This window comes from Amycolatopsis orientalis DSM 40040 = KCTC 9412 (assembly GCF_000478275.1).
GTDB lineage: Bacteria > Actinomycetota > Actinomycetes > Mycobacteriales > Pseudonocardiaceae > Amycolatopsis > Amycolatopsis orientalis.
Map to the genome: position 1 here is coordinate 19,893 of NZ_ASJB01000096.1, position 13,008 is coordinate 32,900.

Below are 13,008 nucleotides of genomic sequence, written 5' to 3' on the forward strand. Positions count from 1 at the left end.
TACCGTGTGCCTCATGACCGAGCAGCGACTCTCCCCCGGCGACAAAGCGCCCGACTTCACCCTCCCCGACAGCGAGGGCAACGACGTCAAGCTCAGCGACTTCCGCGGCAAGTCGGTGGTCGTGTACTTCTACCCGAACGCCGGAACGCCGGGCTGCACGAAGCAGGCCTGCGACTTCCGGGACAGCCTCGCGCAGCTCAACGACGCCGGCTACCAGGTTCTCGGCATCTCCCCGGACAAGCCCGCGAAGCTCGCGAAGTTCGTCGAGGCGGAGGGGCTGACCTTCCCGCTGCTCTCCGACACGGAGAAGACCGTCCTCAAGGCGTACGGCGCCTTCGGCGAGAAGAAGAACTACGGCAAGGTCTACGAGGGCGTCATCCGCTCGACGTTCGTGGTCGACGCGGACGGCAAGATCGCGGTGGCGCAGTACAACGTCCGGGCCACCGGGCACGTCGCGAAGCTGCTCCGGGACCTCTCCCTCGCGTAACGCCTCGTGAGTGGTAATGACGGTTAGAACCGTCATTACCACTCACGAGACTCAGCCTGCCAGCTTCCGCAGCTCTCCCACCAGCGCCCGCAACGCCCGCCCCCGATGCGAGGCGGCGTCCTTTTCGGACGGTTCCAGTTCCGCGGAAGTCCGCGTCTCACCTTCGGGCACGAAGATCGGGTCGTAGCCGAAGCCGTTGGCACCACGGCGTTCCCGGATCAGCGAGCCCCGCCATTCCCCGCGCACCACGGTCTCGTCACCGCCGGGGACGACCAGCGCCGCCGCGCAGACGAAGGCCGCGCCCATCCGCTCGTCCGGGGTGTCGGACAGCTGCGCCAGCACGAGGTCCAAGTTCGCCTCGTCGTTCCCGTGCTTGCCCGACCACCGCGCCGAGAGCACGCCGGGCATGCCGTTGAGCGCGTCCACGGCGATACCCGAATCGTCGGCGATGGCCGGGAGTCCGGTCGCGGCGGCCGCGTCCTGGGCCTTCGCGAGCGCGTTGCCCTCGAAGTCCGGAGCGGTCTCGGGCGCTTCGGGGAATTCGGGGACGTCGGCGAGACCGATGACCTCGACGCCCTCGATCCCTTCCGCCACCAGGATGCGCCGGAGTTCGCCGAGCTTCTTCGCGTTGCGGGTGGCCAGGAGCAGCTTGGTCACTTCGCACCCTTCTTCTTGTCCGTGCGCGGCTCGGGCAGTTCGCCGGGATACGGCAGCGCGAGCGCCTCGGTCTGCAACCGGGTCAGCTCCTCGCAGCCCGCGAGCGCCATGTCCAGCATCGTGTCCAAAGTGGACCGCGCGAAGGTGGCGCCCTCGCCGGTGCCCTGCACCTCGATCAGGGTGCCCGTGTCCGTGGCGACGACGTTCATGTCGACCTCCGCGCGCGAGTCCTCCTCGTACGGCAGGTCGAGGCGCACCCGGCCGTCGACGACGCCGACGCTGACCGCGGCGACCGAGGACGAAAGCGGCTGCGGGTCCGCGAGGCGGCCCGCGGCGCCGAGCCAGGTGACGGCGTCGGCGAGCGCGACGTAACCGCCGGTCACCGCGGCCGTGCGGGTGCCGCCGTCGGCCTGGATGACGTCGCAGTCGATGACGATCGTGTTCTCCCCCAGCGCCGCGAGGTCGATGCAAGCGCGCAGGGACCGGCCGATCAGCCGGGAGATCTCGTGGGTGCGGCCGCCGACGCGGCCCTTGATGGATTCGCGGTCACTGCGGGTGTTGGTCGCCGACGGCAGCATCGCGTACTCGGCGGTGACCCAGCCGAGGCCGGAACCGGCCCGCCAGCGGGGGACGCCTTCGGTGACGCTCGCCGCGCACAGCACCCGGGTGTCGCCGAACTCGATCAACACCGAGCCCGCCGGCCACCGCTGGAAACCGCGGGTGATCTTGATGTCGCGAAGCTGGTCGTCGTTCCTGCCGTCTTTTCTCGCCACGGCCGTCACTCTAGAACCCCGCGTCAGACCTCGTAGACGGCGCCCTGCTCGACCAGCTCGGCGGCGGGGAACCCGACGGCCGCCTCGGCGAGGACGGCGTCACGGTCGGTCCAGGGCGCGACGTGGGTGAGCAGCAGCCGCCCCACCCGCGCCTTGCGTCCCAGCTCCCCCGCTTCCTTGCCGGACAGATGGACGCCGGCGGGACGGTCGGGCGAGTCGGTCCAGGACGCCTCGGACAGCAGGACGTCGACGCCGTCGGCGAGTTCGGTCAGTGCGTCGCAGATGCCGGTGTCGCCGGTGTAGGCGAGCGTCCGGCCGCCGTGCGCGATCCGCAGGCCGAACGCCGGGGTCGGATGGTCGACCGGGATCGCGGTGATCTGGAACGGCCCGATCTCCATGGGCTCGGTCCGTAGGACGTCGAAGGCGAAGACGTCGGAGAGGTCGGTGATCGCCCGCTCCTCCTCGTTCGCCGCGTAGGCGTAGGCGAGCCGCTCGTGCACGTCCGACGGCCCGTACACCGGCAGGCGGCGCGGCCGCCGGGGATACGGCAGCGCCGGGTGGTAGCGCCGCATGACGGTCAGCGCGCTGACGTCGGCGCAGTGATCGGGGTGCAGATGGGAAAGGATCAGCGCGTCCAGATCGAACGGGTCGCGCAGGGCCTGCAGCCGCGCGAGCGTCCCGTTGCCGAGTTCGAGCCCCAGGACGAACCCGTCCGCCTCGATCAGATAGCCGGACGCGGCGGCGTTGGGCCCGGGGATGCTGCCGCAGCAGCCGAGGATCGTGAGACGCACTGTGACACCTTAAGCGCGGAATCGGCTTTTTTACGCGCTGGTGGGAGCCAGCACACCCGGAGCGAAACCCATGAACCGCTGAGCGAGTCTGGTGAACGGCTCGGCGGATCCGGTGGCGACGAACTCGTGCCTCGGCGGGGTGTCGCGTTCGGCGAGGAGGTCGTTCTCGGTGAGGACACGCACGAGGTCACGCGCGGTTTCCTCGGCGCTCGACACCAGCGTGACGTCCTGGCCCATGACGATCTGCAGCACCCCGGACAGCAACGGGTAGTGCGTGCAGCCCATCACCAGCGTGTCGACCTGGGCGTCGAGCAGTGGTTCGAGATATCCCTGTGCGAGGCCGAGCACCTGACGGCCGGTGGTGATCCCGCGTTCGACGAAGTCCACGAACCGCGGGCACGCGACGCTGGTGATCTCGACGCCCTGCGCGGCGGTGAACGCGTCGTCGTAGGCGCGGGACCGGACGGTGCCCTCGGTGCCGATCACCCCGATCCGGCCGGATCGCGTGGCGGACACGGCCCGGCGCGCGGCCGGGAGGACGACCTCGATGACGGGGACGTCGTAGCGCTCCCGCGCGTCGCGAAGGCAGGCCGCGGACGCGGTGTTGCAGGCGATGACCAGCGCCTTCACCCCGCCTTCGACGATGTCGTCCAGCGCCTCCAGCGCGTACTTGCGTGCCGTCGCGATGGGAAGCGGGCCGTACGGGTTGCGAGCGGTGTCGCCGACGTAGCGCAGCTGCTCACCGGGCAGCTGCTCCAGGATCGCCCTGGCGACGGTGAGCCCGCCCACCCCGGAATCGAAGACGCCGATCGGGGCGTCGGCGCTCGGCTTGGTCACACGGCGAGGCTACCGGGACCGGCCGCCGGACTCTTCTTGGCTCGGGACCTGTCCATCCTCGCCACCACCCAGGCCGCGAAGACACCGGACAGCGCACCGAACAGGTGGCCCTGCCAGGAGACGCCCGGATCACCCGGAAGCAGTCCCCAGAGCATCCCGCTCCAGATGCCCAGCAGCAGCACGGCCACCAGGATCTGCCCGGCCGCCCGGTTGAAAATCCCCCTGACCAGTAGGAACGCGAGCCAGCCGAAGGCGACGCCGGAAGCGCCGACGGTCACGGTGTTGTCCGGCGCGATCAGCCAGACACCGAGGCCGGAGAGCACCCAGATGATGGCCGTGACCAGCACCCACCGGCCGATGCCCGCCGCCATCGCGAGGAAGGCGAACACCAGGACCGGGACGGTGTTCGAGAACAGATGACCCCAGCCCGCGTGCAGCAACGGCGCCCAGAGCACGCCGTCCAGCCCGGAGAGGTCGCGGGCGAGGATGCCGCCCTGGTCGAGGTCGGCGGGCAGCACGACGTCGACCAGCTCCACCAGGTAGAGCAGCACGGTGAAGGCCAGCGCCACGATGACGGCGGCCTTCGGGTTCGGCGGCAGGACGCGTTTGGCCGGATCGGTGCCGGACGACTCGCTCGCCGGGACCGGCTGGGGAGGCAAAGTGGTCACCTCCCCAGGCTACGGCCGGTCCGGGCGGGATCGCCTCCGTGAGAACCCTGATTTGTCGGTGGGGACCGCTACGGTCGGTCGCATGGGGATCTCTTCTTCCGAGCACGTCGACGTGCCCGCCTACCTCGCGCGACTCGGCCTCGGGCACGAGCCGCCGAGCCTCGACGCGCTCTTCCGCCTGCACCAGGCGCATGTGGAACGGGTGCCGTACGAGGATCTCGAAGTCCAGCTGGGCCGGGTCACCTCGCTGGATCCGGCGGTGTCGTTCGGCCGGATCGTCGCCGGTCGCGGTGGCTACTGTTATCACCTCAACGGTGCGTTTTCGGCCTTGCTGAAGGCGCTCGGCTACCGGGTCACGCGGCATCCGGGCGGGGCGCACACCGCTCAGGAGACCGCCGGGATCCATCTCAACCACCTGGCGTTGACGGTGACCGGGCTGCCCGAGGCGCCGGAAGCCGGCTGGCTGGTCGACGTGGGGCTCGGCGACGGCATCCATGAGCCACTTCCGCTGAGTGAAGGCGAGTACAAGCAGGGGCCGCTGGTGTTCCGCATGCGGACGTCGGAGATCACGCCCGGCGGCTGGCGGTTCGACCACGATCCGCAGGGCAGTTTCGTCGGCATGGATTTCGCCCCCGAGACGGCCGTGATGCAGGACTTCGCCGAGAAACACGTCGAGCTGTCCACGTCCGAGAGCTCCGGGTTCGTCCGCACGCTCGTGTTGCAGCGCCGGGACGCCGAAAGCCTCGATTCGCTGCGCGCGCTGACGCTCACCCGCCTGCCGGGCGGCAAGACGGTGCTGGAATCACCGGCCGAGTGGTGGACGGCGATCGAGGACGTCTTCGGGGTGCGGCGCGGCCTGTTCACCGATGAGGAGCGAGACAGGCTGTGGCGGCAGGCCGTCGCCCAGCACGAGCGTCACCTCGCCGGAGCGGAGGGGAGCGCGGCCTTGCCGAGCGCGTAGTCCACGGCCGCCTCGGCGTGCAACCTGGTGGTGGGGAAAGTGGGTACCGGGCTGTCTTCGGGACCGACGAGCAGTTCGATCTCGGTGCAGCCGTAGATGACGCCGTCCGCGCCCGCGTCGACGATCCGGGCGATGACCTCGCGGTACCGCTCGCGCGACTCGTCGGTGACGACGCCGTGGACGAGTTCGTCGTAGATGATCCGGTGCACGGTCTCGCGGTCTTCTTCGGTGGGCACAAGCACGTCGAGCCCGTGCGCGGCGAGGCGTTCGCGGTAGAACGGCTGGGCCATGGTGAAGCCGGTGCCCAGGAGCCCGACGCGCTTGACGTTCTCGGCCTTGATCGCCGCGGCCGTGGTGTCGGCGAGGTGCAGGAGCGGGATGCCGAGGCCGTCGGTGAGCTGCTCGGCGACCTTGTGCATCGTGTTGGTGCAGAGCACGACGAAGTCCGCTCCGGCCGCTTCGAGCCCGCGCGCGGCGCGGTTCAGCTCGCGGCCGGCGTCGTCCCAGCGACCTTCGGCCTGCATCGCCTCGATTTCGGCGAAGTCCACGGAGTAGAGCACGGTATGCGCGGAGTGGTACCCGCCGCGAAGTTCACGGACGCGCTCGTTGACCAGCCGGTAGTACTCGGCCGAAGATTCCCAGCTCATCCCGCCCAGCAGCCCGATGACCTTCATGCCCACCATCGTGCCAGCGCCGCGCGGACAGTGCCGCCAACGCTATGAAAGGTCCTTTCCTTGCAAATTTTGCAAGGAAAGGACCTTTCATAGCGCGCGAGAAGAGGGGAATCAGGCCCAGAGCTGCCCGTCGAGCCTTTCGGCGGCTTCGTCGAGCGAGCCGGAGTAAGCGCCCGTCGAGAGGTACTTCCACCCAGCGTCCGCGACCACGAACGCGACGTCGGCGGGCTTACCCGAAGCAGCGGCCTTCTCGGCGACAGCCAGCGCGGCGTGCAGCACCGCACCGGTCGAGATCCCCGCGAAGATGCCTTCGTGCTCCAGCAGCTCACGTGTCCGGCGAAGCGCGTCGTAAGCGCCGACGGAGAAGCGGCCGTTGAGCACGCTCGCGTCGTAGAGCTCCGGGACGAAACCCTCGTCGAGGTTCCGCAGGCCGTACACCAGTTCGCCGTAGCGCGGCTCGGCCGCGATGATCTGCACGTCCGGCTTCGCCTCGTGCAGGTAGCGCCCGACCCCGACCAGGGTGCCGGTGGTGCCGAGGCCGCCGACGAAATGCGTCAGCGTCGGCAGGTCCTTGAGCAGTTCGGGCCCGGTTCCGCGGTAATGCGCGTCGGCGTTGGCCGGGTTGCCGTACTGGTAGAGCATGACCCAGTCCGGGTTGGCCTCGGCCAGCTCCTTCGCCCGGCGCACGGCCTCGTTGGAGCCGCCCGCGGCCGGGGAGAAGACGATCCTCGCGCCGTACGCCTGCAGCAGCTGCTTGCGTTCGGTGGAGGTGTTCTCCGGCATGACGCACACCAGGCCGTAGCCCTTGAGCTTCGCGGCCATGGCGAGCGCGATCCCGGTGTTGCCCGACGTCGGCTCCAGGATCGTGGAACCGCGCCGGAGGATCCCTTCACGCTCGGCGGCCTCGATCATCGCCAGCGCGGGGCGATCCTTGATCGAACCGGTCGGGTTGCGATCCTCCAGTTTCGCCCACAACCGCACGTCGTGGGTGGGCGAAAGCCGGGGCAGGCCGACCAGCGGGGTGCCGCCGAGCGTGTCGAGCAGCGACTCGAAGCGAGCCATGGATCAGCCTCCGGCCACGGCGGGCAGGATGGTCAGCGTGTCGCCGTCCTTGACCTCGGCCTCGAGACCACCGGAGAAGCGGACGTCCTCGTCGTTGACGTAGACGTTGACGAAGCGGTGCAGCTTCTCTTCCTTGACCAGGCGGGCCTTGAGGCCGCCGTGGCGGGACTCGATGTCGTCGATCACCTCGAGCACGGTCTTGCCGGTCGCCTCGACGGACTTCTCGCCGCCGGTGTGCGTACGCAGGATGGTCGGGATGGACACGGTCACGGCCATGGTTTTCTACCTCCGGTGGGTTCTCTACTACGCAGACGTTCGGTCCGGCCCGGGTTATTCCGGGTCCGGGGTTCAGCCGATGATCTCGACGGGCTCCTCGGTGATCTCCCCGTCCACGATCCGGTACGACCGGAACTGGTGCGAGTCGGGGTCCTTGGTGGAGACGAGCACGTAGTGCGCGTCGGGTTCCGAGGCGATCGAGACATCGGTGCGCGACGGGTAGGCGTCCGTGGCGGTGTGCGAGTGGTAGATGACCACCGGGACCTCGCCGTTCGCCTCCAGTTCGCGATGCAGCCTGAGCTGGTCCATCGAGTCGAACTGGTAGAACGTCGGCGACCGGGCCGCGTTGACCATCGGGATGAAGCGTTCGGGGCTGTCCGATCCTTCGGGACCGGCGATCACCCCGCACGCCTCGTCGGGATGGTCACGGCGGGCATGGGCGACGATCTCGTCGACGAGGTCACGGCGGATCCGGAGCACATCCACATCTTAGGTGCTGGACGCAGGCGGTCCACACTCTGAGATTGCCGCCACTCACCCCCGCATTTCGTCCTCTGGATGCGGTCCTTGCGCGTGCAACTACCGCATCCAGAGGACGAAACGTGGGGTCAGGAGAGCGCTTCGGGCCAGACGTCGCGATAAGCGCGCATGCCACCGGCCGAAGTGGCGTTCAGCACGCCGTGCACCATCGCCCGCCCGAACACCCGCGCGGCCGCCGAGCACAGCGTGTCCAGCACCGCCGCGCGCGCCGTGGCCGCGATCGGCCCGGCACCACCGGGCAGTTCCCGCTCGCCGGTCGCGAGCGCGAAGACCGTGTCGCCGTCGAACATCGTGTGCGCGGGCCGCACGGCCCTGGCGAGACCATCCTGCGCGGCCACCGCGAGCCGTCGCGCCTCCGCCTTGGACAGCGCCGCGTCGACCGCGACCACGCCGATCGTCGTGTTCAGCCCGGCCGCCTTCGCCTCGACGTCGCCGGGCCGGTCCGGCCAGCGGACGCCGAACTCGCCGTCGACCTCGTGATCCGCCGCGAAGGCGCGGCCGGTCGAGAGATCCACCGCCTCCCCGGCGGCGTTCACCGCGGCGACGACGCCGACCGTGAACTCCCCGACGCGCTCCGAGGCCGTCCCGATGCCGCCTTTGAGTGATCCCGCCTTCGCCCCGGCACCCGCGCCGACGGTCCCCAACCCCACCGGCCCGGCCGCCGCGGCCTCACAGGCGGCATAACCGAAGGACGCGTCCGGGCGGTTGCCCCAGTCGCTACGCGGCAGGTCGAACAGCACCGCGGCGGGCACGATCGGCACCACCTCGTGCGGCTGCGTCCCGACCGGGATCCCGAGATTCCGCTCGGCGAGCCAGCGCATGACGCCATCCGCCGCGGCCAGGCCGTACGCGCTCCCACCGGACAGGCAGATCGCGTTCACGTGCTGGACCAGGTTCTCCGGCTCCAGCAGGTTGGTCTCGCGGGTCCCGGGCGCGCCGCCGCGCTGGTCGACCGCCCCGACAGCGCCGCCGGGGACCAGTACGACCGTCGTCCCGGTCGCCCAGCCGTCACCGACCCGCTCGTGGTGCCCGACCAGCACCCCCGGAACGTCGGTGATCATGACGTCAGTGACTGGATCAGGGTTTCCTGCACCCAGGTCAGCCAGTGGTAGACACCCAGGTGCGGCGCGCGAGGGTCGTCCTCGGGCAGCTCGTCGGGCATGTCCTCGGTGACGTCGAGCGCGGTGCCCAGCGCGAGCCGGACGTCGTTGAGCGCGCCCAGCCAGGCGTCGGCCTGCTCGAAGGTCAGCCGCACGTTCCCGCCGTCGCGCGGCAGCGTGTCCAGCACGATCTTGGCGACGCCGACCTTCTTGTCCAGCAGATCCGGCTCGTGGATCGACCGCATCGCGGCGGCCGAGTCGATGTCCTCGCGGGTCGGGTTGTCCGGGTCCAGCTTGTGGAAGTCCGGCAACAGCCGCGAGAGCACGGGATCGTCCGGCGACTCCGTCGGGCCCGTCCGGATCCCGGTCAGCTCGGCCAGCTCGTCCTGCGGTGCCTCCTCGGCGCGCGCGGTGAGCATGTCCTCCAGCTGGCTGACCAGGCCACGGAGGACCGCGGCCTCCTGCTGCTCGAACCCCGCGACGATGGTCTCGCCCTTACGGCGCCATCCGTTCACGATGGCTGCTCCATCGTCGCCCAGAGGCCGGCGGCGTGGAGCTTCGCGACGTCGGTCTCCACCTTCTCCTTGGAACCGGAGGACACGATCGCCTTGCCCTTCTGGTGTACGTCGAGCATCAGCTTCGTGGCGTGGTCCCGGCTGTAACCGAACAGCTTCTGGAACACGTACGTCACGTACGACATGAGATTCACCGGATCGTTCCAGACGACCGTCCGCCAGGGACTGTCCTCAGAGACGACTTCTACTCCCTGTGGATCAACCTGCGTCTGCTCGGATGCGACAGGCGTGGACATGCACTCCATGGTGTCACGGGCCCCACCCGGTATGGGCTGGCAGGTCCGGCCATGTGGGTGAATAGGCTGGCCCCATGGGTTTCCCCGAGGCGGCCACTGGCGCCAGCACCGCGCTGCTCACCGACCACTACGAGCTGACCATGCTGGCCAGCGCCCTCTCCGACGGGACCGCGGACCGGCCCTGCGTGTTCGAGGTCTTCGCACGTCGCCTGCCCGACGGGCGCCGCTACGGCGTCGTCGCGGGCACCGGCCGGGTCCTCGACGCGATCGCGGACTTCCGGTTCACCGACGCCGAACTGAGCCAGCTGGAAGCGACGGCCGTCGTCGACGACGCCACCCTTTCGTGGCTCGCGGACTACTCCTTCTCCGGGAACATCGACGGCTACGCCGAGGGCGAGCTCTACTTCCCCGGCTCCCCGATCCTGACCGTCACCGGTTCGTTCGGCGAGGCCGTCGTGCTGGAGACGCTGATCCTCTCGATCCTCAACCACGACAGCGCGATCGCCTCCGCGGCGGCGCGGATGTCGGGCGCCGCGCACGGCAGGCCGATCATCGAGATGGGCGGGCGCCGCACGCACGAGTACGCCGCCGTCGCCGCCGCGCGGGCCGCGTACCTCGCCGGTTTCGCCACCACCTCCAACCTCGAAGCCGGGCGGCGCTACGGAATCCCGACCCGGGGCACCGTCGCGCACGCGTTCATGTTGCTGCACGACAGTGAAGAGGCCGCGTTCCGCGCCCAAGTGGACAAGATGGGCGCCGACACCACTCTTCTGGTGGACACCTACGACATCACCAAGGGGATCGAAACGGCCGTCCGGGTGGCAGGCCCCGAGCTGGGCGCGATCCGCATCGACTCCGGTGACGTGGGCCCGCTGGCCCGCAAGGCGCGCGAGCAACTGGACTCCCTCGGCGCCAAGGACACCCGCATCGTGGTGTCCGGTGACCTCGACGAACACGCCATCGCGGCACTGCGTGCGGAACCTGTCGACGCGTACGGCGTCGGCACCTCGGTCGTCACCGGTTCCGGCGCGCCGACCGCCGGGATGGTCTACAAGCTCGTCGAGGTCGACGGCAAGCCGGTGGCCAAGCGCAGCGCGCACAAGGAGTCCCGCGGCGGCCGGAAATCCGCGCTGCGACGGCACCGCGAGACCGGCACCGCCGTCGAAGAGGTCATCTGGACCGCCGCCTCGGCGGTACCGGAACGGGGACCGAACGACCACGAATTGCAGATTCCGCTGGTCCGGGACGGCCGGACGGTGGATGATTTGCCCACGCTGGACGACGCGCGCCAGCGGCTTCGGCGTGCGCTGGTGAGCCTGCCGTGGGAGGGCCTCAAGCTCTCGCACGGGGAGCCGGCCATCCCGACCGTATTCGTCTAAAGAGAGTTCAGGAGCAACACATGGGGACCGCCCTGATCGTGGTCGATGTGCAGAACGACTTCTGCGAAGGCGGGTCGCTCGGCCTGCCCGGCGGCGCCGCGGCCGCCGAAGGGATTTCGAAGCTGGCCGCCGAGGGCGGCTACGCGCACGTCGTCGCCACCCGTGACTACCACATCGACCCGGGCGACCACTTCAGCGAGACGCCGGACTTCAAGGACAGCTGGCCGCGGCACTGCGTCGCGGGCACCTCCGGCGCCTCGTTCCACCCCGCGCTCGACGTCGTCCCGATCAGCGAGGTCTTCTCCAAGGGCGAGTACACCGCCGCGTACTCGGGCTTCGAGGGCAACGCGCGGGACGGCAAGACGCTCGACGCGTGGCTGAAGGAGCACGACGTCACCGAGGTAGACGTCGTCGGTATCGCGACCGACTTCTGCGTGCGCGCCACGGCGCTCGACGCGGCGAAGGCGGGCTTCACCGTGCGAGTGCTGCTCGACCTCACCGTCGGCGGTTCGCAGCCGACGGTCGACGCGGCGCTCAAGGACTTCGACGAGGCCGGCGTGACCTACACCGGAAAGGCGCCGGTCCCCTCCGCATGATCCAGCACGACCTCCAGGACACCCTGATCGAAAACCGGCTCGTCGCGATTCTGCGGGCCGCCGACGCGAGCCGCTTCGCCGATGCGGCCGTCGTGCTGCAGGCGGCGGGCGTCCGGGTGCTCGAAGCGGCGTTGACCACGCCGGGAGCCCCGGAAGCCATCACGACGATCCGCAAGAAACTCGGCGACGACGTGCACGTCGGCGCCGGCAGTGTCCGCGAGGTGTCCGATGTGGACACCGCCGCGGACGCGGGCGCGACGTTCCTGGTCACGCCGACGGTGAATCCGCTGGTGCTGGAGCGCTCGCACGAACGCGGGCTGCCGGTGATCTGCGGCGCGCTGACCCCGACCGAGATCGACCAGGCCTGGCGCCTCGGCGCGGCCGCGGTGAAGGTGTTCCCGGTCGCCGCCGTCGGCGGGGTCGCCTACCTGCGCGCGATCCGGGCGCCGATGCCGGACATCCCGCTGGTGCCGACCGGCGGCGTCCACCTCGCCGACGTCGCGAAGTACCTCGAGTCGGGTTCGATCGCCGTCGCGGCCGCCACGCCGCTGCTCGGTGACGCGCTCACCCCGGCCGGGTCGCTGACGGATCTGGCGACCCGGGCGAGCGAGTTCGTCGCCGCGGCGGCGAAGTACGTCTCGCGCGTCTGACTCCTTCCGCATTTCGTCCTCTGGACGCGGTACTTGCGCGTGCAAGGACCGCATCCAGAGGACGAAATGCCTGGGATCAGGGCTTCTTGCCGTACGGGTCGCAACGCGCGGTCCCGAGGTAGATGTCGCCCTTCGCCGGTCCCCCGCCCTGCGGGAACAGCTTGATGTGCAGCATGTGCGTCACGAGACTCCCGTCGGGCGGCGTCGGCGTGACGGTCTCGTTGACCGTGAGCGATGCCAGCGCCGTCCCGCCCTTGCCGCCGGCGATGGTCAGCCGGTAGTTCTGCGGGATGTTCTCCGGCAGGGTGAACCCGGTGACGTCGCCGAACTCGATGTAGCCGAGGCTGCCGTCCTTGGTGGTACTGCACTTCGCCATGAAGGTGCGCACCTTGATCACCGGGCCGCCGAACCGCTTGAGCAGCGTGGTCTCGAACCGCCGCCCGGTCGCCTCGCCGACGGCGACGGCCCCGGTGCGGCCGCAACGCGACTCGCCGCCGTTGAACCGGGCGAAGTCGCCGATCGACCCGCCCGCGGTCTTCGCGGTCGACGGCCCGTCGGCGTCGCACGGCGCCAGTTCGCCGGTGGCGACGTGTTCGTCGCCGATCTCCACGTCGACAGAGCCGACCGACGCCGACGCCGACGCGGGTGCCGGTTCGGCCGACGCCACCGGGCCTCCCACCGCCAGCGCCGCGGTCAGCAGCGTCACCGAAAGCAGCCGTCCCGCTGTCGTGGGTTTCGTCATGGCT

The 13,008-nt window shown here is 70.0% G+C and carries 18 protein-coding genes; 5 read left to right on the top strand and 13 right to left on the bottom strand.

From position 1 onward, the window contains the following. The first annotated feature begins 13 nt into the window (after window positions 1-13). Window positions 14-487 (top strand): thioredoxin-dependent thiol peroxidase, encoded by a 474-nt coding sequence (gene bcp / locus L324_RS38370; RefSeq protein WP_037320684.1) that lies wholly within the window; start codon window positions 14-16, stop codon window positions 485-487. Between the two features lie 51 nt (window positions 488-538). Here bcp and rdgB read toward each other — a convergent pair whose 3' ends face one another. From rdgB to L324_RS38395, 5 genes are read right to left on the bottom strand one after another with little or no spacing between them, the layout of a single operon-like run. Then, window positions 539-1,144, bottom strand: coding sequence for an RdgB/HAM1 family non-canonical purine NTP pyrophosphatase (gene rdgB / locus L324_RS38375; protein ID WP_037320688.1), 606 nt, complete (start codon window positions 1,142-1,144; stop codon window positions 539-541). Further along, window positions 1,141-1,917: a ribonuclease PH gene (rph, locus tag L324_RS38380; RefSeq protein WP_037320816.1), complete on the bottom strand. Its 777-nt coding sequence runs from the start codon at window positions 1,915-1,917 to the stop codon at window positions 1,141-1,143. The genes rdgB and rph overlap by 4 nt, the downstream gene beginning before the upstream one ends. 23 nt (window positions 1,918-1,940) lie before the next feature. After that, window positions 1,941-2,708: an MBL fold metallo-hydrolase gene (locus L324_RS38385; RefSeq protein WP_037320689.1), complete on the bottom strand. Its 768-nt coding sequence runs from the start codon at window positions 2,706-2,708 to the stop codon at window positions 1,941-1,943. Window positions 2,709-2,738: 30 nt separating this feature from the next. After that, window positions 2,739-3,545, bottom strand: a complete 807-nt coding sequence (gene murI / locus L324_RS38390; RefSeq protein ID WP_037320690.1) for a glutamate racemase — start codon at window positions 3,543-3,545, stop codon at window positions 2,739-2,741. Then, the gene (locus L324_RS38395) at window positions 3,542-4,213 is read right to left on the bottom strand and encodes a rhomboid family intramembrane serine protease (RefSeq protein WP_037320691.1); all 672 of its coding nucleotides are present in this window, start codon (window positions 4,211-4,213) and stop codon (window positions 3,542-3,544) included. Before L324_RS38395 ends, murI begins: the two co-directional genes overlap by 4 nt. 82 nt (window positions 4,214-4,295) lie before the next feature. Here L324_RS38395 and L324_RS38400 point away from each other — a divergent pair, with 82 nt between their 5' ends. After that, entirely contained in the window at window positions 4,296-5,174 is an 879-nt protein-coding gene (locus tag L324_RS38400; RefSeq protein ID WP_037320693.1) for an arylamine N-acetyltransferase family protein, read from the top strand. Here the strand turns inward: L324_RS38400 and L324_RS38405 are convergent. The 7 genes from L324_RS38405 to clpS form a co-directional block, all read right to left on the bottom strand. After that, window positions 5,129-5,848 (bottom strand): aspartate/glutamate racemase family protein, encoded by a 720-nt coding sequence (locus L324_RS38405; RefSeq protein ID WP_037320696.1) that lies wholly within the window; start codon window positions 5,846-5,848, stop codon window positions 5,129-5,131. The two genes, L324_RS38400 and L324_RS38405, sit on opposite strands and share 46 nt — an antisense overlap. 111 nt (window positions 5,849-5,959) lie before the next feature. Beyond that, on the bottom strand, window positions 5,960-6,910 hold the full coding sequence (locus L324_RS38410) for a PLP-dependent cysteine synthase family protein (protein ID WP_037320698.1): 951 nt from the start codon (window positions 6,908-6,910) through the stop codon (window positions 5,960-5,962). A 3-nt stretch (window positions 6,911-6,913) separates the two neighbouring features. After that, window positions 6,914-7,186 (bottom strand): MoaD/ThiS family protein, encoded by a 273-nt coding sequence (locus L324_RS38415; RefSeq protein ID WP_005165659.1) that lies wholly within the window; start codon window positions 7,184-7,186, stop codon window positions 6,914-6,916. Window positions 7,187-7,258: 72 nt separating this feature from the next. Next, window positions 7,259-7,666: a M67 family metallopeptidase gene (locus L324_RS38420; protein WP_037320701.1), complete on the bottom strand. Its 408-nt coding sequence runs from the start codon at window positions 7,664-7,666 to the stop codon at window positions 7,259-7,261. 128 nt (window positions 7,667-7,794) lie between these two features. Continuing rightward, window positions 7,795-8,787, bottom strand: coding sequence for a P1 family peptidase (locus L324_RS38425; RefSeq protein ID WP_037320711.1), 993 nt, complete (start codon window positions 8,785-8,787; stop codon window positions 7,795-7,797). Next, complete coding sequence (locus L324_RS38430) at window positions 8,784-9,341, bottom strand: DUF2017 domain-containing protein (protein ID WP_037320714.1); 558 nt, start codon at window positions 9,339-9,341, stop codon at window positions 8,784-8,786. The genes L324_RS38425 and L324_RS38430 overlap by 4 nt, the downstream gene beginning before the upstream one ends. Then, window positions 9,338-9,637 carry an ATP-dependent Clp protease adapter ClpS gene (gene clpS, locus L324_RS38435; RefSeq protein ID WP_037320717.1) on the bottom strand — a complete coding sequence of 100 codons (300 nt, stop codon included), beginning with the start codon at window positions 9,635-9,637 and terminating at the stop codon, window positions 9,338-9,340. The genes L324_RS38430 and clpS overlap by 4 nt, the downstream gene beginning before the upstream one ends. 74 nt (window positions 9,638-9,711) lie before the next feature. On the opposite strand from clpS, the gene L324_RS38440 reads away from it, so the two are divergent. Genes L324_RS38440 through L324_RS38450 form a run of 3 tightly spaced genes read left to right on the top strand, consistent with a single transcriptional unit; the run spans window position 9,712 to window position 12,262 of the window. Continuing rightward, a complete protein-coding gene (locus L324_RS38440) occupies window positions 9,712-11,016 on the top strand; it encodes a nicotinate phosphoribosyltransferase (protein ID WP_037320720.1) in 1,305 nt (434 codons plus the stop codon). Window positions 11,017-11,036: 20 nt separating this feature from the next. Then, on the top strand, window positions 11,037-11,612 hold the full coding sequence (locus tag L324_RS38445; RefSeq protein WP_037320723.1) for a nicotinamidase: 576 nt from the start codon (window positions 11,037-11,039) through the stop codon (window positions 11,610-11,612). Continuing rightward, window positions 11,609-12,262: a bifunctional 4-hydroxy-2-oxoglutarate aldolase/2-dehydro-3-deoxy-phosphogluconate aldolase gene (locus L324_RS38450; protein WP_037320726.1), complete on the top strand. Its 654-nt coding sequence runs from the start codon at window positions 11,609-11,611 to the stop codon at window positions 12,260-12,262. Before L324_RS38445 ends, L324_RS38450 begins: the two co-directional genes overlap by 4 nt. A 76-nt stretch (window positions 12,263-12,338) precedes the next feature. Here the strand turns inward: L324_RS38450 and L324_RS38455 are convergent, their stop codons facing one another. After that, window positions 12,339-13,004 (bottom strand): choice-of-anchor P family protein, encoded by a 666-nt coding sequence (locus tag L324_RS38455; protein ID WP_037320729.1) that lies wholly within the window; start codon window positions 13,002-13,004, stop codon window positions 12,339-12,341. Window positions 13,005-13,008: the final 4 nt, after the last annotated feature.